Annotated in this window: 1 protein-coding gene (running past one end of the window); it reads right to left on the bottom strand. The window is 64.4% G+C overall.

The features are described from left to right. Positions 1–24224 carry the 5' portion of a tandem-95 repeat protein gene (locus QGV55_RS14925; RefSeq protein WP_281023677.1) on the bottom strand. It extends 2287 nt beyond the left edge of the window, so only the first 24224 of its 26511 coding nucleotides appear in the window; the start codon lies at positions 24222–24224; its stop codon lies beyond the left edge, outside the window.

Genomic DNA, 24224 nt, shown 5'->3' with positions numbered 1-24224 from the left:
GTATAGGTGACCAGTCCGGTCTCGGCATCGATGGCGACCGCACCGTTGGCACCCTGGGTGACGGCGGAGACGGTCAGCGTGTCGCCTTCAATATCGCTGTCGTTCGCCAGCACGTCGATGGACACCGCCGTGTCCTCGTTCGTCGTGCCGGTGTCGGCAAGGGCCACAGGAACATCATTCACGGCATTGACGGTGACCGTCACGGTCTCCGTGTCGGTGCCGCCGTTGCCATCTGAGACGGTGTAGGTGAAGGTGTCCTCGCCGTTGAAGTCAGCATCCGGCGTGTAGATGACCTGTCCGGTCTGCGCGTCGATGGCGACGGCACCGTTGGCACCCTGGGTGACAGCGGAGACAGTGAGATTGTCACCATCAACGTCGGAGTCATTGGCCAGTACGTCGATGGCGACCGGTGTGTCCTCGTCCGTCGCGATGGTGTCGGCCACTGCGACAGGCGCGTCATTCACCGCGTTGACGGTGACCGTGACGGTCTCCGTGTCGGTGCCACCGTTCCCGTCTGAGACGGTGTAGGTGAAGGTGTCCTCGCCGTTGAAGTCGGCGTCGGGCGTGTAGATGACCTGACCGGTCTGCGCATCGATTGCGACCGCGCCGTTGGCGCCCTGGGTGACGTCGGAGACGGTGAGGGCGTCTCCATCCACGTCACTGTCATTGGCCAGCACGTCGATGGAGACCGCAGTGTCCTCGTCGGTGGCGATGGTATCGGCGACCGCGACCGGCGCATCGTTCACCGGGTTGACGGTGACAGTCACAGTCTCGGTGTCGGTGCCGCCGTTGCCATCGGAGATCGTGTAGGTGAACGTGTCCTCACCGTTGAAATCGGCATCCGGCGTGTAGATGACCTGGCCGGTCTGCGCATCGATGGCGACCGCGCCGTTGGCGCCCTGGGTGACGTCGGAGACGGTGAGGGAGTCGCCGTCAATATCGCTGTCATTGGCCAGCACGTCGATGGAGACCGCAGTGTCCTCGTCGGTGGCGATGGTATCGGCGACCGCGACCGGCGCATCGTTCACCGGGTTGACGGTGACAGTCACGGTCTCGGTGTCGGTGCCGCCGTTGCCATCGGAGATCGTGTAGGTGAACGTGTCCTCGCCGTTGAAGTCGGCATCCGGCGTGTAGGTGACCTCACCGGTCTCTGCATCGATTGCGACCGCGCCGTTGGCACCCTGAGTGACGGTGGAGACTGTGAGGGAGTCGCCGTCAATATCGCTGTCGTTGGCAAGCACGTCGATGGAGACCGGCGTGTCCTCGTCAGTCGCGATGGTGTCTGCGACGGCGACCGGCGCGTCATTCACGGCATTGACGGTGACGGTGACAGTCTCTGTAGCCTCGCCACCATTCCCGTCGGAAACGGTGTAGGTGAACGTGTCCTCGCCGTTGAAATCGGCGTCGGGCGTATAGGTGACTTCACCGGTTTCGGCATCGATGGCGACCGCGCCGTTGGCGCCCTGCGTGACGGCGGAGACTGTGAGCGCGTCGCCGTCAATATCGCTGTCATTGGCCAGCACGTCGATGCTGACAGGCGTGTCCTCGTCAGTCGCGATGGTGTCAGCGACGGCGACCGGTGCATCGTTCACCGGGTTGACGGTGACAGTCACAGTCTCGGTGTCGGTGCCGCCGTTGCCATCGGAGATCGTGTAGGTGAACGTGTCCTCACCGTTGAAATCGGCATCCGGCGTGTAGGTGACATCACCGGTCTCGGCGTCGATGGCGACCGTACCGTTGGCGCCCTGGGTGACGTCGGAGACGGTGAGGGCGTCTCCATCCACGTCACTGTCATTGGCCAGCACGTCGATGCTGACAGGCGTGTCTTCGTCGGTCGCGATGGTATCCGCAACCGCGACCGGCGCATCGTTCACCGGGTTGACGGTGACAGTCACAGTCTCGGTGTCGGTGCCGCCGTTGCCATCGGAGATCGTGTAGGTGAACGTGTCCTCACCGTTGAAATCGGCATCCGGCGTGTAGGTGACCTCACCGGTCTCGGCGTCGATGGCGACCGCACCATTGGCGCCCTGGGTGACGGCGGAGACGGTGAGGGAGTCGCCGTCAATATCGCTGTCGTTGGCGAGCACGTCGATGGAGACCGCAGTGTCCTCGTCGGTGGCGATGGTATCGGCGACCGCGACCGGCGCATCGTTCACGGCGTTGACGGTGACTGTCACAGTCTCGGTGTCGGTGCCGCCGTTGCCGTCGGAGACGGTGTAGGTGAAGGAGTCCGCGCCGTTGAAGTTGGCATCCGGCGTGTAGGTGACCTGGCCGGTCTGCGCGTCGATGGCCACCGCGCCGTTGGCGCCCTGGGTGACGTCGGAGACGGTGAGACTGTCGCCGTCGATGTCGCTGTCGTTCGCCAGCACGTCGATGGAAACCGGCGTGTCCTCGTCGGTCGCGATGGTGTCTGCGACGGCGACCGGTGCATCGTTGACGGAATTGACCGTGACGGTGACGGTCTCGGTGTCGGTCCCGCCATTCCCGTCGGAAACGGTGTAGGTGAACGTGTCCTCGCCGTTGAAATCGGCATCCGGCGTGTAGATGACCTGACCGGTCTGCGCATCGATGGCGACCGCACCGTTGGCGCCCTGGGTGACCGTGGAGACGGTGAGGGTGTCACCATCCACGTCCGTGTCGTTGGCCAGCACGTCGATGGAGACCGGCGTGTCCTCGTCAGTCGCGATGGTGTCTGCGACGGCGACCGGCGCGTCATTCACGGCATTGACGGTGACGGTGACAGTCTCTGTAGCCTCGCCACCATTCCCGTCGGAAACGGTGTAGGTGAACGTGTCCTCACCGTTGAAGTCGGCATCCGGCGTATAGGTGACTTCACCGGTCTCGGCGTCGATGGCCACCGCGCCGTTGGCTCCCTGAGTGACGGCGGAGACTGTGAGCGCGTCGCCGTCAATATCGCTGTCATTGGCCAGCACGTCGATGGAGACCGCAGTGTCCTCGTCGGTGGCGATGGTATCGGCGACCGCGACCGGCGCATCGTTCACCGGGTTGACGGTGACAGTCACAGTCTCGGTGTCGGTGCCGCCGTTGCCATCGGAGATCGTGTAGGTGAACGTGTCCTCACCGTTGAAATCGGCATCCGGCGTGTAGATGACCTGGCCGGTCTGCGCATCGATGGCGACCGCGCCGTTGGCGCCCTGGGTGACGTCGGAGACGGTGAGGGAGTCGCCGTCAATATCGCTGTCATTGGCCAGCACGTCGATGGAGACCGCAGTGTCCTCGTCGGTGGCGATGGTATCGGCGACCGCGACCGGCGCATCGTTCACCGGGTTGACGGTGACAGTCACGGTCTCGGTGTCGGTGCCGCCGTTGCCATCGGAGATCGTGTAGGTGAACGTGTCCTCGCCGTTGAAGTCGGCATCCGGCGTGTAGGTGACCTCACCGGTCTCTGCATCGATGGCGACCGCGCCGTTGGCACCCTGAGTGACGGTGGAGACTGTGAGGGAGTCGCCGTCAATATCGCTGTCGTTGGCAAGCACGTCGATGGAGACCGGCGTGTCCTCGTCAGTCGCGATGGTGTCTGCGACGGCGACCGGCGCGTCATTCACGGCATTGACGGTGACGGTGACAGTCTCTGTAGCCTCGCCACCATTCCCGTCGGAAACGGTGTAGGTGAACGTGTCCTCGCCGTTGAAATCGGCGTCGGGCGTATAGGTGACTTCACCGGTTTCGGCATCGATGGCGACCGCGCCGTTGGCGCCCTGCGTGACGGCGGAGACTGTGAGCGCGTCGCCGTCAATATCGCTGTCATTGGCCAGCACGTCGATGCTGACAGGCGTGTCCTCGTCAGTCGCGATGGTGTCAGCGACGGCGACCGGTGCATCGTTCACCGGGTTGACGGTGACAGTCACAGTCTCGGTGTCGGTGCCGCCGTTGCCATCGGAGATCGTGTAGGTGAACGTGTCCTCACCGTTGAAATCGGCATCCGGCGTGTAGGTGACATCACCGGTCTCGGCGTCGATGGCGACCGTACCGTTGGCGCCCTGGGTGACGTCGGAGACGGTGAGGGCGTCTCCATCCACGTCACTGTCATTGGCCAGCACGTCGATGCTGACAGGCGTGTCTTCGTCGGTCGCGATGGTATCCGCAACCGCGACCGGCGCATCGTTCACCGGGTTGACGGTGACAGTCACAGTCTCGGTGTCGGTGCCGCCGTTGCCATCGGAGATCGTGTAGGTGAACGTGTCCTCACCGTTGAAATCGGCATCCGGCGTGTAGATGACCTGGCCGGTCTGCGCATCGATGGCGACCGCGCCGTTGGCGCCCTGGGTGACGTCGGAGACGGTGAGGGAGTCGCCGTCAATATCGCTGTCATTGGCCAGCACGTCGATGGAGACCGCAGTGTCCTCGTCGGTGGCGATGGTATCGGCGACCGCGACCGGCGCATCGTTCACCGGGTTGACGGTGACAGTCACGGTCTCGGTGTCGGTGCCGCCGTTGCCATCGGAGATCGTGTAGGTGAACGTGTCCTCGCCGTTGAAGTCGGCATCCGGCGTGTAGGTGACCTCACCGGTCTCTGCATCGATTGCGACCGCGCCGTTGGCACCCTGAGTGACGGTGGAGACTGTGAGGGAGTCGCCGTCAATATCGCTGTCGTTGGCAAGCACGTCGATGGAGACCGGCGTGTCCTCGTCAGTCGCGATGGTGTCTGCGACGGCGACCGGCGCGTCATTCACGGCATTGACGGTGACGGTGACAGTCTCTGTAGCCTCGCCACCATTCCCGTCGGAAACGGTGTAGGTGAACGTGTCCTCGCCGTTGAAATCGGCGTCGGGCGTATAGGTGACTTCACCGGTTTCGGCATCGATGGCGACCGCGCCGTTGGCGCCCTGCGTGACGGCGGAGACTGTGAGCGCGTCGCCGTCAATATCGCTGTCATTGGCCAGCACGTCGATGCTGACAGGCGTGTCCTCGTCAGTCGCGATGGTGTCAGCGACGGCGACCGGTGCATCGTTCACCGGGTTGACGGTGACAGTCACAGTCTCGGTGTCGGTGCCGCCGTTGCCATCGGAGATCGTGTAGGTGAACGTGTCCTCACCGTTGAAATCGGCATCCGGCGTGTAGGTGACCTCACCGGTCTCGGCGTCGATGGCGACCGCACCATTGGCGCCCTGGGTGACGGCGGAGACGGTGAGGGAGTCGCCGTCAATATCGCTGTCGTTGGCGAGCACGTCGATGGAGACCGCAGTGTCCTCGTCCGTCGCGATGGTGTCGGCCACTGCGACAGGCGCGTCATTCACCGCGTTGACGGTGACCGTGACGGTCTCCGTGTCGGTGCCACCGTTCCCGTCTGAGACGGTGTAGGTGAAGGTGTCCTCGCCGTTGAAGTCGGCGTCGGGCGTGTAGATGACCTGACCGGTCTCGGCGTCGATGGCCACCGCGCCGTTGGCTCCCTGAGTGACGGCGGAGACTGTGAGCGCGTCGCCGTCAATATCGCTGTCATTGGCCAGCACGTCGATGGAGACCGCAGTGTCCTCGTCGGTGGCGATGGTATCGGCGACCGCGACCGGCGCATCGTTCACCGGGTTGACGGTGACAGTCACAGTCTCGGTGTCGGTGCCGCCGTTGCCATCGGAGATCGTGTAGGTGAACGTGTCCTCACCGTTGAAATCGGCATCCGGCGTGTAGATGACCTGGCCGGTCTGCGCATCGATGGCGACCGCGCCGTTGGCGCCCTGGGTGACGTCGGAGACGGTGAGGGAGTCGCCGTCAATATCGCTGTCATTGGCCAGCACGTCGATGGAGACCGCAGTGTCCTCGTCGGTGGCGATGGTATCGGCGACCGCGACCGGCGCATCGTTCACCGGGTTGACGGTGACAGTCACGGTCTCGGTGTCGGTGCCGCCGTTGCCATCGGAGATCGTGTAGGTGAACGTGTCCTCGCCGTTGAAGTCGGCATCCGGCGTGTAGGTGACCTCACCGGTCTCTGCATCGATTGCGACCGCGCCGTTGGCACCCTGAGTGACGGTGGAGACTGTGAGGGAGTCGCCGTCAATATCGCTGTCGTTGGCAAGCACGTCGATGGAGACCGGCGTGTCCTCGTCAGTCGCGATGGTGTCTGCGACGGCGACCGGCGCGTCATTCACGGCATTGACGGTGACGGTGACAGTCTCTGTAGCCTCGCCACCATTCCCGTCGGAAACGGTGTAGGTGAACGTGTCCTCGCCGTTGAAATCGGCATCCGGCGTGTAGGTGACATCACCGGTCTCGGCGTCGATGGCGACCGTACCGTTGGCGCCCTGGGTGACGTCGGAGACGGTGAGGGCGTCTCCATCCACGTCACTGTCATTGGCCAGCACGTCGATGCTGACAGGCGTGTCTTCGTCGGTCGCGATGGTATCCGCAACCGCGACCGGCGCATCGTTCACCGGGTTGACGGTGACAGTCACAGTCTCGGTGTCGGTGCCGCCGTTGCCATCGGAGATCGTGTAGGTGAACGTGTCCTCACCGTTGAAATCGGCATCCGGCGTGTAGATGACCTGGCCGGTCTGCGCATCGATGGCGACCGCGCCGTTGGCGCCCTGGGTGACGTCGGAGACGGTGAGGGAGTCGCCGTCAATATCGCTGTCATTGGCCAGCACGTCGATGGAGACCGCAGTGTCCTCGTCGGTGGCGATGGTATCGGCGACCGCGACCGGCGCATCGTTCACCGGGTTGACGGTGACAGTCACGGTCTCGGTGTCGGTGCCGCCGTTGCCATCGGAGATCGTGTAGGTGAACGTGTCCTCGCCGTTGAAGTCGGCATCCGGCGTGTAGGTGACCTCACCGGTCTCTGCATCGATGGCGACCGCGCCGTTGGCACCCTGAGTGACGGTGGAGACTGTGAGGGAGTCGCCGTCAATATCGCTGTCGTTGGCAAGCACGTCGATGGACACCGCCGTGTCCTCGTTCGTCGTGCCGGTGTCGGCAAGGGCCACAGGAACATCATTCACGGCATTGACGGTGACCGTCACGGTCTCCGTGTCGGTGCCGCCGTTGCCATCTGAGACGGTGTAGGTGAAGGTGTCCTCGCCGTTGAAGTCGGCATCCGGCGTATAGGTGACTTCACCGGTCTCGGCGTCGATGGCCACCGCGCCGTTGGCTCCCTGAGTGACGGCGGAGACTGTGAGCGCGTCGCCGTCAATATCGCTGTCATTGGCCAGCACGTCGATGGAGACCGGTGTGTCCTCGTCCGTCGCGATGGTGTCTGCGACCGCGACCGGGGCATCGTTCACGGCGTTGACGGTGACAGTCACAGTCTCGGTGTCGGTGCCGCCGTTGCCGTCGGAGATCGTGTAGGTGAACGTGTCCTCACCGTTGAAATCGGCATCCGGCGTGTAGATGACCTGGCCGGTCTGCGCATCGATGGCGACCGCGCCGTTGGCGCCCTGGGTGACGTCGGAGACGGTGAGGGAGTCGCCGTCAATATCGCTGTCATTGGCCAGCACGTCGATGGAGACCGCAGTGTCCTCGTCGGTGGCGATGGTATCGGCGACCGCGACCGGCGCATCGTTCACCGGGTTGACGGTGACAGTCACGGTCTCGGTGTCGGTGCCGCCGTTGCCATCGGAGATCGTGTAGGTGAACGTGTCCTCGCCGTTGAAGTCGGCATCCGGCGTGTAGGTGACCTCACCGGTCTCTGCATCGATGGCGACCGCGCCGTTGGCACCCTGAGTGACGGTGGAGACTGTGAGGGAGTCGCCGTCAATATCGCTGTCGTTGGCAAGCACGTCGATGGAGACCGGCGTGTCCTCGTCAGTCGCGATGGTGTCTGCGACGGCGACCGGCGCGTCATTCACGGCATTGACGGTGACGGTGACAGTCTCTGTAGCCTCGCCACCATTCCCGTCGGAAACGGTGTAGGTGAACGTGTCCTCGCCGTTGAAATCGGCGTCGGGCGTATAGGTGACTTCACCGGTTTCGGCATCGATGGCGACCGCGCCGTTGGCGCCCTGCGTGACGGCGGAGACTGTGAGCGCGTCGCCGTCAATATCGCTGTCATTGGCCAGCACGTCGATGCTGACAGGCGTGTCCTCGTCAGTCGCGATGGTGTCAGCGACGGCGACCGGTGCATCGTTCACCGGGTTGACGGTGACAGTCACAGTCTCGGTGTCGGTGCCGCCGTTGCCATCGGAGATCGTGTAGGTGAACGTGTCCTCACCGTTGAAATCGGCATCCGGCGTGTAGGTGACATCACCGGTCTCGGCGTCGATGGCGACCGTACCGTTGGCGCCCTGGGTGACGTCGGAGACGGTGAGGGCGTCTCCATCCACGTCACTGTCATTGGCCAGCACGTCGATGCTGACAGGCGTGTCTTCGTCGGTCGCGATGGTATCCGCAACCGCGACCGGCGCATCGTTCACCGGGTTGACGGTGACAGTCACAGTCTCGGTGTCGGTGCCGCCGTTGCCATCGGAGATCGTGTAGGTGAACGTGTCCTCACCGTTGAAATCGGCATCCGGCGTGTAGGTGACCTCACCGGTCTCGGCGTCGATGGCGACCGCACCATTGGCGCCCTGGGTGACGGCGGAGACGGTGAGGGAGTCGCCGTCAATATCGCTGTCGTTGGCGAGCACGTCGATGGAGACCGCAGTGTCCTCGTCGGTGGCGATGGTATCGGCGACCGCGACCGGCGCATCGTTCACCGCGTTGACGGTGACTGTCACAGTCTCGGTGTCGGTGCCGCCGTTGCCGTCGGAGACGGTGTAGGTGAAGGAGTCCGCGCCGTTGAAGTTGGCATCCGGCGTGTAGGTGACCTGGCCGGTCTGCGCGTCGATGGCCACCGCGCCGTTGGCGCCCTGGGTGACGTCGGAGACGGTGAGACTGTCGCCGTCGATGTCGCTGTCGTTCGCCAGCACGTCGATGGAAACCGGCGTGTCCTCGTCGGTCGCGATGGTGTCTGCGACGGCGACCGGTGCATCGTTGACGGAATTGACCGTGACGGTGACGGTCTCGGTGTCGGTCCCGCCATTCCCGTCGGAAACGGTGTAGGTGAACGTGTCCTCGCCGTTGAAATCGGCATCCGGCGTGTAGATGACCTGACCGGTCTGCGCATCGATGGCGACCGCACCGTTGGCGCCCTGGGTGACCGTGGAGACGGTGAGGGTGTCACCATCCACGTCCGTGTCGTTGGCCAGCACGTCGATGGAGACAGTCGTGTCCTCGTCGGTCGTCACCGCGTCGGCGACCGCCACAGGCGCATCGTTCACGGCATTGACGGTGATCACGCCTGTCTCGCTGTCGGTCAGCGCGCCGCCAGCACCGGTATTGCCCAGATCCGAAACGGTGATGACGCCGTTGTCGATGCCGTTGAAATCAGCGTCCGGGGTATAGGTGAAGTCGGCAATGGCCGCGTTGACGTCGGCCAGCGCGCCGCTGATGGTGACCGAGCCGGTCAGGTCGCCGCTGATGGTGGCGGCGGTATCAGTGACATCCAGTGTGCCGTTGCTGACAGAAAGCACGACCTCGATATTGCCATCGCCATCGGCCACATCGACATCGGTGACAGTCAGACCGGTGAAGCCGAGGCTGGTATCCTCGTCCAGGCTCTGGGCCGGAAGGGCGCTGAAGTCGGTCTGAATCGGATTTGCCGTGAAGACCACGAAGGCGGCACCGGAATCGGTACCGTTGGGATCGGCATAGGGCGCGCTGATCAGCAGGTCGTTCGTACCGTCGCCATTGACATCACCCGCGCCGCTGACGGCGCGACCTGCCTGTTCCAGTGTCGAGACACCATTGATGACGAAGCCACCGATACCATTCTCGACCGAAGCCAGTTCGACCGCGGCTCCATCCGCCTTGCCGAAGACAACGAAGGCCGCACCGGAATCCGCGCCATTGGGATCATCGAACGGCGCACCGATCAGCAGATCCGCCAGGCCATCTCCGTTCAGGTCGCCGATACCGCTGACAAATCGTCCGGCCTGATCGTCGGCGGACACGCCGTTGATGGCGAAGCCGCCGGTTCCGGCACGCACGGAGGCGAGATCGACGACGGTTCCGTCTGCCTTGCCAAAGACGACGTAGGACGAGCCGGAATTGTTCCCGTTGTAGTCACTGCCAAGCGCGCCGATGAGAATATCGTCGAGGCCGTCGCCGTTCACGTCACCAGCATTGCTGAGGCTGTAGCCGGAGAAATCATTCTCCGCCTCGCCAACGATGGCGAAGCCACCGGTGCCACCAGCCACGGCGGAGAGTTCCACCGCTGTGGTGTCCAGCTTCCCGAAAACGACGAAGGTCTGGCCGGCAGAGATGACACCACCGGGGTCGGCCAGTCGGGAGCCGATGATCAGATCCTCGATGCCATCGCCATTGATGTCACCGCCGCCGTCAAGTGCCTCGCCCGACTGGGCATTGAACTCGAAGCCGTTGATGACGAAGCCACCGGTCCCGGCCTGGACATTCGACAGGCTGACGCTGGTCCCGTCGGCCTTGCCGAAGACAACGAAACTGGCGCCCGAGGACGTGTTATTGGGGTCATCGGTCTTGGCGCTGACCAGCAGATCGTCGAGCCCATCGCCATTGAGATCGCCGATGCCGGCGACAGCACTGCCCGCCCTGTCCTGGTCGGCCACGCCGTCGATCGCGAAGCCGCCGGTGCCGAGGCTGACGTCGGAAAGCTCGACAGCTGTCCCGTCCGCCTTGCCGAAGATGACATGAGCCTGTCCAAGGTTCGCGCCGACCTGGGGCGAGCCGACGATCAGGTCATCAAGGCCATCGCCATTGACGTCACCGGCGGCGCTGATGGAGAAACCCGTCGCGTCGTTGGCAGCCGCACCATTGACGACAAATCCGCCGGTCCCGGCGGCAATGGCTGACAGTTCGACCGGTGTGGCATCGGCTTTGCCGAAGACCACGAAAACCGAGCCTGAGGACGCACCATTCGGGTCTGCATCCTTGGCGGCAACGAGAAGATCACCCAGTCCGTCGCCGTTGATATCTCCCGCGTCACTGACCCGGAAACCGGCGGCGTCATATGCCGCCGCACCGTTGATGACGAAGCCGCCCGATCCTGCCTCGATTGTCGACAGCTCGACGGGATCGCCTGAAGCCTGGACAAAACCCAGCACGGGCGCATCGTTCACGGCATCGACCGTGACGGTCACCGTCTCCGTGGCCGTGCCGCCATTGCCGTCCGAGATGGTGTAGGTGAAGGAATCCGAGCCGTTGAAATCGGCATCCGGCGTATAGGTGACTTCACCGGTCTCGGCGTCGATGGCGACGGCACCGTTGGCACCTTGTGTGACGGCGGATACGGTGAGAGTGTCTCCATCCACATCACTGTCATTGGCCAGCACGTCGATGCTGACAGGCGTGTCTTCGTCGGTCGCGATGGTATCCGCGACGGCGACCGGTGCATCGTTCACCGAGTTGACGGTGACCGTGACGGTCTCGGTGTCTTCTCCACCGTTTCCGTCGGAGACGGTGTAGGTGAACGTGTCCTCACCGTTGAAGTCGGCGTCGGGCGTGTAGATGACCTGACCGGTCTGAGCGTCGATGGCGACCGCACCGTTGGCACCTTGTGTGACGGCGGATACGGTGAGAGCGTCTCCATCCACATCACTGTCATTGGCCAGCACGTCGATGCTGACAGGCGTGTCTTCGTCGGTCGCGATGGTATCCGCGACGGCGACCGGTGCATCGTTCACCGAGTTGACGGTGACCGTGACGGTCTCGGTGTCTTCTCCACCGTTTCCGTCGGAGACGGTGTAGGTGAACGAGTCCTCACCGTTGAAATCGGCATCCGGCGTATAGGTGACTTCACCGGTCTCGGCGTCGATGGCGACGGCACCATTGGCACCCTGGGTGACGGCGGAGACGGTCAGCGTGTCGCCTTCAATATCGCTGTCGTTCGCCAGCACGTCGATGGACACCGCCGTGTCCTCGTTCGTCGTGCCGGTGTCGGCAAGGGCCACAGGAACATCATTCACGGCATTGACGGTGACCGTCACGGTCTCCGTGTCGGTGCCGCCGTTGCCATCTGAGACGGTGTAGGTGAAGGTGTCCTCGCCGTTGAAGTCAGCATCCGGCGTGTAGATGACCTGTCCGGTCTGCGCGTCGATGGCGACGGCACCGTTGGCACCCTGGGTGACAGCGGAGACAGTGAGATTGTCACCATCAACGTCGGAGTCATTGGCCAGTACGTCGATGGCGACCGGTGTGTCCTCGTCCGTCGCGATGGTGTCGGCCACTGCGACAGGCGCGTCATTCACCGCGTTGACGGTGACCGTGACGGTCTCCGTGTCGGTGCCACCGTTCCCGTCTGAGACGGTGTAGGTGAAGGTGTCCTCGCCGTTGAAGTCGGCGTCGGGCGTGTAGATGACCTGACCGGTCTGCGCATCGATTGCGACCGCGCCGTTGGCACCCTGTGTGACGGCGGAGACGGTGAGGCTGTCCCCGTCGATGTCGCTGTCATTGGCCAGCACGTCGATGGCGACCGGTGTGTCCTCGTCCGTCGCGATGGTGTCGGCCACTGCGACAGGCGCGTCATTCACCGCGTTGACGGTGACCGTGACGGTCTCCGTGTCGGTGCCACCGTTCCCGTCTGAGACGGTGTAGGTGAAGGTGTCCTCGCCGTTGAAGTCGGCGTCGGGCGTGTAGATGACCTGACCGGTCTGCGCATCGATTGCGACCGCGCCGTTGGCACCCTGTGTGACGGCGGAGACGGTGAGGCTGTCCCCGTCGATGTCGCTGTCATTGGCCAGCACGTCGATGGAGACCGGTGTGTCCTCGTCCGTCGCGATGGTGTCTGCGACCGCGACCGGGGCATCGTTCACGGCGTTGACGGTGACAGTCACAGTCTCGGTGTCGGTGCCGCCGTTGCCGTCGGAGACGGTGTAGGTGAACGTGTCCTCACCGTTGAAATCGGCATCCGGCGTGTAGATGACCTGGCCGGTCTGCGCATCGATGGCGACCGCGCCGTTGGCGCCCTGGGTGACGTCGGAGACGGTGAGGGAGTCGCCGTCAATATCGCTGTCATTGGCCAGCACGTCGATGGAGACCGCAGTGTCCTCGTCGGTGGCGATGGTATCGGCGACCGCGACCGGCGCATCGTTCACCGGGTTGACGGTGACAGTCACGGTCTCGGTGTCGGTGCCGCCGTTGCCATCGGAGATCGTGTAGGTGAACGTGTCCTCGCCGTTGAAGTCGGCATCCGGCGTGTAGGTGACCTCACCGGTCTCTGCATCGATGGCGACCGCGCCGTTGGCACCCTGAGTGACGGTGGAGACTGTGAGGGAGTCGCCGTCAATATCGCTGTCGTTGGCAAGCACGTCGATGGAGACCGGCGTGTCCTCGTCAGTCGCGATGGTGTCTGCGACGGCGACCGGCGCGTCATTCACGGCATTGACGGTGACGGTGACAGTCTCTGTAGCCTCGCCACCATTCCCGTCGGAAACGGTGTAGGTGAACGTGTCCTCGCCGTTGAAATCGGCGTCGGGCGTATAGGTGACATCACCGGTTTCGGCATCGATGGCGACCGCGCCGTTGGCGCCCTGCGTGACGGCGGAGACTGTGAGCGCGTCGCCGTCAATATCGCTGTCATTGGCCAGCACGTCGATGGAGACCGCAGTGTCCTCGTCGGTGGCGATGGTATCGGCGACCGCGACCGGCGCATCGTTCACCGGGTTGACGGTGACTGTCACAGTCTCGGTGTCGGTGCCGCCGTTGCCGTCGGAGACGGTGTAGGTGAAGGAGTCCGCGCCGTTGAAGTTGGCATCCGGCGTGTAGGTGACCTGGCCGGTCTGCGCGTCGATGGCCACCGCGCCGTTGGCGCCCTGGGTGACGTCGGAGACGGTGAGACTGTCGCCGTCGATGTCGCTGTCGTTCGCCAGCACGTCGATGGAAACCGGCGTGTCCTCGTCGGTCGCGATGGTGTCTGCGACGGCGACCGGTGCATCGTTGACGGAATTGACCGTGACGGTGACGGTCTCGGTGTCGGTCCCGCCATTCCCGTCGGAAACGGTGTAGGTGAACGTGTCCTCGCCGTTGAAATCGGCATCCGGCGTGTAGATGACCTGACCGGTCTGCGCATCGATGGCGACCGCACCGTTGGCGCCCTGGGTGACCGTGGAGACGGTGAGGGTGTCACCATCCACGTCCGTGTCGTTGGCCAGCACGTCGATGGAGACAGTCGTGTCCTCGTCGGTCGTCACCGCGTCGGCGACCGCCACAGGCGCATCGTTCACGGCATTGACGGTGATCACGCCTGTCTCGCTGTCGGTCAGCGCGCCGCCAGCACCGGTATTGCCCAGATCCGAAACGGTGATGACGCCGTTGTCGATGCCGTTGAAATCAGCGTCCGGGGTATAGGTGAAGTCGGCAATGGCCGCGTTGACGTCGGCCAGCGCGCCGCTGATGGTGACCGAGCCGGTCAGGTCGCCGCTGATGGTGGCGGCGGTATCAGTGACATCCAGTGTGCCGTTGCTGACAGAAAGCACGACCTCGATATTGCCATCGCCATCGGCCACATCGACATCGGTGACAGTCAGACCGGTGAAGCCGAGGCTGGTATCCTCGTCCAGGCTCTGGGCCGGAAGGGCGCTGAAGTCGGTCTGAATCGGATTTGCCGTGAAGACCACGAAGGCGGCACCGGAATCGGTACCGTTGGGATCGGCATAGGGCGCGCTGATCAGCAGGTCGTTCGTACCGTCGCCATTGACATCACCCGCGCCGCTGACGGCGCGACCTGCCTGTTCCAGTGTCGAGACACCATTGATGACGAAGCCACCGATACCATTCTCGACCGAAGCCAGTTCGACCGCGGCTCCATCCGCCTTGCCGAAGACAACGAAGGCCGCACCGGAATCCGCGCCATTGGGATCATCGAACGGCGCACCGATCAGCAGATCCGCCAGGCCATCTCCGTTCAGGTCGCCGATACCGCTGACAAATCGTCCGGCCTGATCGTCGGCGGACACGCCGTTGATGGCGAAGCCGCCGGTTCCGGCACGCACGGAGGCGAGATCGACGACGGTTCCGTCTGCCTTGCCAAAGACGACGTAGGACGAGCCGGAATTGTTCCCGTTGTAGTCACTGCCAAGCGCGCCGATGAGAATATCGTCGAGGCCGTCGCCGTTCACGTCACCAGCATTGCTGAGGCTGTAGCCGGAGAAATCATTCTCCGCCTCGCCAACGATGGCGAAGCCACCGGTGCCACCAGCCACGGCGGAGAGTTCCACCGCTGTGGTGTCCAGCTTCCCGAAAACGACGAAGGTCTGGCCGGCAGAGATGACACCACCGGGGTCGGCCAGTCGGGAGCCGATGATCAGATCCTCGATGCCATCGCCATTGATGTCACCGCCGCCGTCAAGTGCCTCGCCCGACTGGGCATTGAACTCGAAGCCGTTGATGACGAAGCCACCGGTCCCGGCCTGGACATTCGACAGGCTGACGCTGGTCCCGTCGGCCTTGCCGAAGACAACGAAACTGGCGCCCGAGGACGTGTTATTGGGGTCATCGGTCTTGGCGCTGACCAGCAGATCGTCGAGCCCATCGCCATTGAGATCGCCGATGCCGGCGACAGCACTGCCCGCCCTGTCCTGGTCGGCCACGCCGTCGATCGCGAAGCCGCCGGTGCCGAGGCTGACGTCGGAAAGCTCGACAGCTGTCCCGTCCGCCTTGCCGAAGATGACATGAGCCTGTCCAAGGTTCGCGCCGACCTGGGGCGAGCCGACGATCAGGTCATCAAGGCCATCGCCATTGACGTCACCGGCGGCGCTGATGGAGAAACCCGTCGCGTCGTTGGCAGCCGCACCATTGACGACAAATCCGCCGGTCCCGGCGGCAATGGCTGACAGTTCGACCGGTGTGGCATCGGCTTTGCCGAAGACCACGAAAACCGAGCCTGAGGACGCACCATTCGGGTCTGCATCCTTGGCGGCAACGAGAAGATCACCCAGTCCGTCGCCGTTGATATCTCCCGCGTCACTGACCCGGAAACCGGCGGCGTCATATGCCGCCGCACCGTTGATGACGAAGCCGCCCGATCCTGCCTCGATTGTCGACAGCTCGACGGGATCGCCTGAAGCCTGGACAAAACCCAGCACGGGCGCATCGTTCACGGCATCGACCGTGACGGTCACCGTCTCCGTGGCCGTGCCGCCATTGCCGTCCGAGATGGTGTAGGTGAAGGAATCCGAGCCGTTGAAATCGGCATCCGGCGTATAGGTGACTTCACCGGTCTCGGCGTCGATGGCGACGGCACCGTTGGCACCTTGTGTGACGGCGGATACGGTGAGAGTGTCTCCATCCACATCACTGTCATTGGCCAGCACGTCGATGCTGACAGGCGTGTCTTCGTCGGTCGCGATGGTATCCGCGACGGCGACCGGTGCATCGTTCACCGAGTTGACGGTGACCGTGACGGTCTCGGTGTCTTCTCCACCGTTTCCGTCGGAGACGGTGTAGGTGAACGTGTCCTCACCGTTGAAGTCGGCGTCGGGCGTGTAGATGACCTGACCGGTCTGAGCGTCGATGGCGACCGCACCGTTGGCACCTTGTGTGACGGCGGATACGGTGAGAGCGTCTCCATCCACATCACTGTCATTGGCCAGCACGTCGATGCTGACAGGCGTGTCTTCGTCGGTCGCGATGGTATCCGCGACGGCGACCGGTGCATCGTTCACCGAGTTGACGGTGACCGTGACGGTCTCGGTGTCTTCTCCACCGTTTCCGTCGGAGACGGTGTAGGTGAACGAGTCCTCACCGTTGAAATCGGCATCCGGCGTATAGGTGACTTCACCGGTCTCGGCGTCGATGGCGACGGCACCATTGGCACCCTGGGTGACGGCGGAGACGGTCAGCGTGTCGCCTTCAATATCGCTGTCGTTCGCCAGCACGTCGATGGACACCGCCGTGTCCTCGTTCGTCGTGCCGGTGTCGGCAAGGGCCACAGGAACATCATTCACGGCATTGACGGTGACCGTCACGGTCTCCGTGTCGGTGCCGCCGTTGCCATCTGAGACGGTGTAGGTGAAGGTGTCCTCGCCGTTGAAGTCAGCATCCGGCGTGTAGATGACCTGTCCGGTCTGCGCGTCGATGGCGACGGCACCGTTGGCACCCTGGGTGACAGCGGAGACAGTGAGATTGTCACCATCAACGTCGGAGTCATTGGCCAGTACGTCGATGGCGACCGGTGTGTCCTCGTCCGTCGCGATGGTGTCGGCCACTGCGACAGGCGCGTCATTCACCGCGTTGACGGTGACCGTGACGGTCTCCGTGTCGGTGCCACCGTTCCCGTCTGAGACGGTGTAGGTGAAGGTGTCCTCGCCGTTGAAGTCGGCGTCGGGCGTGTAGATGACCTGACCGGTCTGCGCATCGATTGCGACCGCGCCGTTGGCACCCTGTGTGACGGCGGAGACGGTGAGGCTGTCCCCGTCGATGTCGCTGTCATTGGCCAGCACGTCGATGGCGACCGGTGTGTCCTCGTCCGTCGCGATGGTGTCGGCCACTGCGACAGGCGCGTCATTCACCGCGTTGACGGTGACCGTGACGGTCTCCGTGTCGGTGCCACCGTTCCCGTCTGAGACGGTGTAGGTGAAGGTGTCCTCGCCGTTGAAGTCGGCGTCGGGCGTGTAGATGACCTGACCGGTCTGCGCATCGATTGCGACCGCGCCGTTGGCACCCTGTGTGACGGCGGAGACGGTGAGGCTGTCCCCGTCGATGTCGCTGTCATTGGCCAGCACGTCGATGGAGACCGGTGTGTCCTCGTCCGTCGCGATGGTGTCTGCGACCGCGACCGGGGCATCGTTCACGGCGTTGACGGTGACAGTCACAGTCTCGGTGTCGGTGCCGCCGTTGCCGTCGGAGACGGTGTAGGTGAACGTGTCCTCACCGTTGAAATCGGCATCCGGCGTGTAGATGACCTGGCCGGTCTGCGCATCGATGGCGACCGCACCATTGGCGCCCTGGGTGACGGCGGAGACGGTGAGGGAGTTGCCGTCAATATCGCTGTCATTGGCCAGCACGTCGATGGAGACCGGCGTGTCCTCGTCAGTCGCGATGGTGTCAGCGACGGCGACCGGTGCATCGTTCACCGGGTTGACGGTGACAGTCACAGTCTCGGTGTCGGTGCCGCCGTTGCCATCGGAGACGGTGTAGGTGAACGTGTCCTCACCGTTGAAATCGGCGTCGGGCGTATAGGTGACTTCACCGGTTTCGGCATCGATGGCGACCGCGCCGTTGGCGCCCTGCGTGACGGCGGAGACTGTGAGCGCGTCGCCGTCGATATCGCTGTCGTTGGCGAGCACGTCGATGGAGACCGCAGTGTCCTCGTCGGTGGCGATGGTATCGGCGACCGCGACCGGCGCGTCATTCACGGCGTTGACGGTGACCGTCACGGTCTCTGTGGCTTCACCGCCGTTGCCGTCGGAGACGGTGTAGGTAAACGAGTCCTCACCGTTGAAATCGGCATCCGGCGTGTAGGTGACCTCACCGGTCTCGGCATCGATGGCGACGGCACCATTGGCGCCCTGGGTGACAGCGGAGACGGTGAGAGCGTCACCATCCAGGTCACTGTCATTCGCCAGCACGTCGATGGTGACCGGTGTGTCTTCATCGGTCGTGATGGTATCTGCAACGGCGACCGGTGCATCGTTCACCGCGTTGACGGTAACGGTGACGGTCTCGGTATCGGCGCTGACACCCCCGTCGATCAGGATATTGTCGATCGTGAGGGTCAGGTCGACGATCGTGTCGCCCTCGTTCATGGCAGCAAAGCCGATGGTGTGCGTGCCCGCCGCGATCTCGATCTCGAAAGTGCCGGCAGTAACAGCGGACTGGTTCTGCGCGATCACGTGCACCTGATCGTCGATGATCAGGAAGCCCGCGTCGTTGAAGCTGCTGCCGAGGTCGCTGCCGGCGATCGAGAAATCGAACGAGAGTGTCGCTGCCTGTGCCAGGACAAGCGGGGTGTCAGCCAGCATGGCCGAACCGTCGGTGGCGTTCTGCGCGGACCCGACCGCCGCAGTCAGTGCGGCATCGAGAGAGCCGGGGGCTATGCCGAGAAACGTCTCGATCTGTGTATCCGTACCGCCGGCGGAGAGCATGGTCGCAAGTTCGCCGTCAAAGTTCACGTTGCCAAACGTCGTCCAGTCGGTGCCACCGTTCGCGAAGTCACCATTGACGACCAAACCGCCGCTGCCGCTGCCGCCAGTGCCATTGTCGCTGACGGTGTAGGTGAACGTGTCCGTGCCGTTGAAGTTCGCGTTCGGCGTATAGACCACCTGGCCGGTCTCGGCGTCGATGGTGACGGTGCCATTCTGGCCCTGGGAAACGGCGGTAACGCCGAGGGCGTCGCCGTCGATATCGCTGTCGTTGGCCAGAACGTCGATGAAGACGGCCGTGTCCTCGTCGGTCGTCGCCGTATCCGCGGTGGCGACCGGTGCGTCGTTGACGCCGGTGATCGTGACCGAGACAGTCGCCGTATCCGTGCCGCCCGCGCCGTCGGATATTGTGTAACTGAAGCTGTCCTGGACAGTGACACCGGCCGCGAGGGTTTCGAAGGCGCCGTTCGTGTCGTAGCTGACGGTGCCGTCGCCATTGTCGGTGATCAGCGCCCCGCCCTGCGTTGTGGCGTCCACGGCAATCACTAACAGGGTGTCGCCGACATCCGGATCGACGTCATTGGCAAGCAGATCGATCGTGACGGCGCTGTCCTCATCCACCGCAGCAGTATCATCGACGGCGCTGGGCTGGGCATTGCCGAGACCGGTGAAATCATCCGCTACCAGTTGGGCGATTGTGACGTTCTGCAGTGTCAGCGTCTGCGTTTCGTTCAACTGAATGACCGTATCGCCATTCAACTCGGTCGCTACGGCCTGGATATCGGTGATGTCGCCAAAGCCGTAGGCGGTGAGGTCGATCTGTTCGCCACCACCTGAACCCGGCGTGAAGTCGGTGACCGTGATGTTGCCGTCCCCGTCACGAACGATGAAGCGGTCATCGCCTGCGCCGCCGGTCAGGGTCGTGTCGGCACTGTCGCCGGCCAGCGTGTCCGCGTCTGCCGTTCCCGTGACCTGCTCGAAGCCGCTCAGTGTGTCCGTGGTCCCGTGACTGTCGGTTGCCAGGCCCGCCCGCAGGTCGACATTGACGCCTGATGCACCACCGTCTGCCGAATAGTCGAGAAGATCCGTGCCCTCCCCAGCGGAAAGGTTGTCGGCACCCGCGCCGCCAGTGAGCGTATCCGCGCCCGCGCCGGTCGCGATGCTGTTGGCCGCGCCGTCACCGGTCACCCGGTCGTCGCCGACGCCTGTCGTCACGTCCTCGATACCGGTGAGGCTGTCCGTCCCGTCCGAGGCCAGCGCCACGCCGGTTGTCAGATTGACGGTGACATCGACCGCCACGCCGGAGAAATCGGCGCGGTCGATGCCGTCGCCGCCAGCCAGCGTGTCATTGCCCGCACCGCCATCCAGAACATCATCGCCTGCGTTGCCGGAGACCACATCGGCCCCGTCGCCGCCGGAGATCGAGTCGCTGTCATTGCCGCCGAACAGTTGGTCGTCGCCGGTACCACCGGCAATCCGGTCCGCGCCGTCACCGCCGACCAGGGTGTCCGCACCCCCGGCGCCATCCAGGCTGTCCGCGCCCGCGAAACCGTTCAGCAGTTCATCCGCCGCGCTGCCCGAAGCCGTGTCGGCCGCGTCCGTCAGATTGACCTGCTCGATCCCGCTCAGGCTTTCCGTTCCGTTGGTCGAGGTGGCCGTGCCCGCCGCAAGGTCCAGCACCACCGGACCAGTGGCCGCACCGAATTCGATCAGGTCGGTTCCGTCGCCGCCGACAAAGGTGTCGTTGCCTGCATTGTCGAACAGGGAATCATCACCGGCACCGCCAATGATGCTGTCGTTGCCCGCACCAGCGTCGATCAGGTCGGTGCCGCCACCGCCGTCGATGATGTTGGCGGAGCCGTCACCCACCAGAATGTCCGCGCCCGAGCCGCCGACAAGGTTCTCGATCCCGATCAGGGTGTCGGCACCGATCTCGTCCGTCTGGGCATTGATCGAGGTTGCCGTACCTGTTGCCAGACTTGCGGCGACACCAGCCGTCGTCGCGGCGAAGCTTGCGGTATCGCTGCCCGCACCGCCATCAAGCGTGTCGTTGCCCGCACCGCCGGAAAGGGTGTCGTTGCCTGCCAGACCGGACAGGCTGTTGGCATTGGCATTGCCGGTCAGGCTGTCATTGCCGGATCCGGCGATCACGTTCTCGATGCCGGAAATGCTGTCGGTGCCGATCTCGTTGATCTCGCCGTTCGACTGCGCTGTGCCCGCCGCGAGATTGACGGCAATACCGTTGGACGTGCTGGTGAAGGTGGCCGTGTCGGTACCCGCGCCACCGTCCAGCGTGTCATTGCCGACACCGCTGCCGCCGACAATCGTGTCATTGCCCGCGCCGCCCGAGAGGCTGTTGTCGCCATCGTCGCCCGCCAGCCGGTCGCCGTGGCTGGAGCCGATGACGGATTCGATGCCCTGCAGGGTGTCGGTTCCGCCAAAACCGTCGCTGACGGTGGTATTGGCAAGGCTGACATCGACACCGGTCGTGGCATTCGCAAAGCTGACGACGTCCTGCCCGGCACCGCCGGTCAGGACGTCCGAACCTGCATCGGCCAGCAGTGTGTCGTTGCCTTCACCGCCGTCGAGAGCATCATTGCCCGTTCCGCCGGTCAGCAGGTCACCGCCGGTGCCGCCCTGGACATTGTCATTGCCCGCGCCGCCATCGATATTGTCAGCACCGGTTCCGCCCAGCACCGTGTCGTTGCCGCCCAGCGCCTGAATGGTGTCGTCGCCGCCGCCGCCATTGATCGCGTCCGCGCCGGCAGTTCCGGCTATGGCATCGTTGCCGCCACCACGGTTGATGGTCTGAAATGCCGGCGGTTCGTCATTCTGTGACCCTGTATCCTGGGTCGGCGCGGTTGTGTTGGTCTGAGGTGCGGTCGTTGTTGCCGGGGGAGCCGTGGAGGCAAGAAGACTTCCGGTCCCACCTGCGGCCTGATTGTCCCCGCCACCCTGCGTCCCGCCTGTGTTGGCTCCGCTGGTGCCAGTGCCGGTTGCTGTGCCGATTCCCGGTGACGGGCTGCCCGACGCGGGCGCCGTGCCACCAACCTGCTGACCACCACCGCCGCCATCGGCCTGTCCGTCGGAGCCCGAATCGCCACTCGAATCAGCCTGGCCACCTGAATCTCCGGCACCGCCATCGGCACCACCACCGTCCGCCGGGCCACCATCCTGCTGACCGCCACCACTGCCGGTTGCTGTGCCGATTCCCGGTGACGGGCTGCCCGACGCGGGTGCCGTGCCACCATCCTGCTGACCGCCACCGCCGCCATCGGCCTGTCCGTCGGAGCCCGAATCGCCACTCGAATCAGCCTGGCCACCTGAATTTCCGGCACCGCCATCGGCACCACCACCGTCCGCCGGGCCACCATCCTGCTGACCGCCACCACCGCCATCGGCCTGTCCGTCGGAGCCCGAATCGCCACTCGAATCAGCCTGGCCACCTGAATCTCCGGCACCGCCATCGGCACCACCACCGTCCGCTGCGCCACCATCACCTTCCGGTGCGCCGCCACCGTCTGCTGCGCCACCATCTCCGCCATCTGCCGCCGCGCCATCCCCTGCGCCAGCTTCGCCTTCGGCCGCGCCGCCTTCCTCCGCGCCACCATCACCTTCCTGTGCGCCGCCACCTTCTGCTGCGCCACCATCTCCGCCATCTGCCGCCGCGCCATCCCCTGCGCCAGCTTCGCCTTCGGCCGCGCCGCCTTCCTCCGCGCCACCATCACCTTCCTGTGCGCCGCCACCTTCTGCTGCGCCACCATCTCCGCCATCTGCCGCCGCGCCATCCCCTGCGCCAGCTTCGCCTTCGGCCGCGCCGCCTTCCTCCGCGCCACCATCACCTTCCGGTGCCGCGCCTTCCTCGCCGTCGCCTTCAGCCGCAGCGTCGCCCTCGCCTTCAGCGTCTCCTTCGCCTTCACCTTCACCGCCGTCGCCGCCTTCACCGCCGTCGCCTTCGCCCTCGGCTGCACCTCCGCCTTCGCCTTCCGCAGGGCCACCTTCCGGTGCTGCCTCGCCCTCGCCGCTGTCACCTTCCGCTCCGGCATCCTCTTCCTCGCCGTCGCCCTCGACCTCTTCTTCCTCTTCGCCTTCGCCTTCTTCCTCGCCGTCGCCTTCGCCTTCACCCTCGCCCTCGCCCTCGCCCTCGCCCTCGGCGTCACCTTCGCCTTCGCCTTCACCTTCCGTCTCACCCGCAGCGCCGCCGCCGTCATCGCCGCGACGGTCACCACCGGAGTCATTGTCGTTGCCGCTCTGACCCACCTGCGGCGTGCCCGGCAGGTTGCTCAGTGCATTGCCGAACTTCGATTCAATCTCCGTCCGGCTGAATATCCTGGGTGCTGCGGGAGCCTGGAACTGGCTCGACGTCTGCGTACCCTCGAACGCCTGGCTCAGTTCCACGCCACCGGCCGCGTTGGAGACAAAGATGCTGCCCGTCGTGCCGTCTTCCTGCGGCAGGTTCACGACCTCGGACTGCTCGCCCTCCTGCGCGCCCTTGCCACCCACGAAGGTGCCGCGCACACCGATGGTCAGAACCGGTGTCTTTACCGTCAGTGCATCGTCGCCGGTCTTCGCCACCGCGCCGGAGACAAACGAGAACGAGCCCTGCAGCACGTTGACCACCGCGTTGCCTGTGTTCGCCGCCGGGTCGTAGACGAAGTCGTCCAGCACCATCCGGGCGTCACCGCCGATGGAGAACGTCGTGTCGTCATTGAAGCGGATGCCCGCCGCGCCGTCCTCCGACGTCTCCACCACATCATCGGTGAAGACCGGGTCGCCGACCTGGACCTGTTCGCGGGTACCATTCACGCGGGTGATGAAGACGGCACCGTCCGCCTGCTCGACGACGCCAATGGGATCACCCAGCGCGCCGTCGCCCTGCTGCGCCAGACCCGTGGCGCGGGGACCGGCCAGCAGTTCGGCCAGGCTGCCGTCGATGCGGGCACCGTTCAGGGTGTAGAGATCGGGCGGGTTCTCGGAGGAGAAGAAATTGATCACCAGGACGCGGCTGCCGTCCTTGCCGACCAGGATCAGGTCGGGACCGGAGCGTACGAACTGTGCTGTCAGCAGCAGCAGCCCCTGGTCGATGACCAGGCTGGTCTGCCCGGTCGCATCGAAGACAGCCTGAAAGCCGGACTGGTCTCCGCTGTCGCCAAGGGAGCCGGCTGGTGGGAGGTCGCGCGTCAC

This window comes from Minwuia sp. IMCC3009 (assembly GCF_029909415.1).
Lineage (GTDB): Bacteria > Pseudomonadota > Alphaproteobacteria > Minwuiales > Minwuiaceae > Minwuia.
This window is presented reverse-complemented; position numbering and strand designations above follow the sequence as displayed.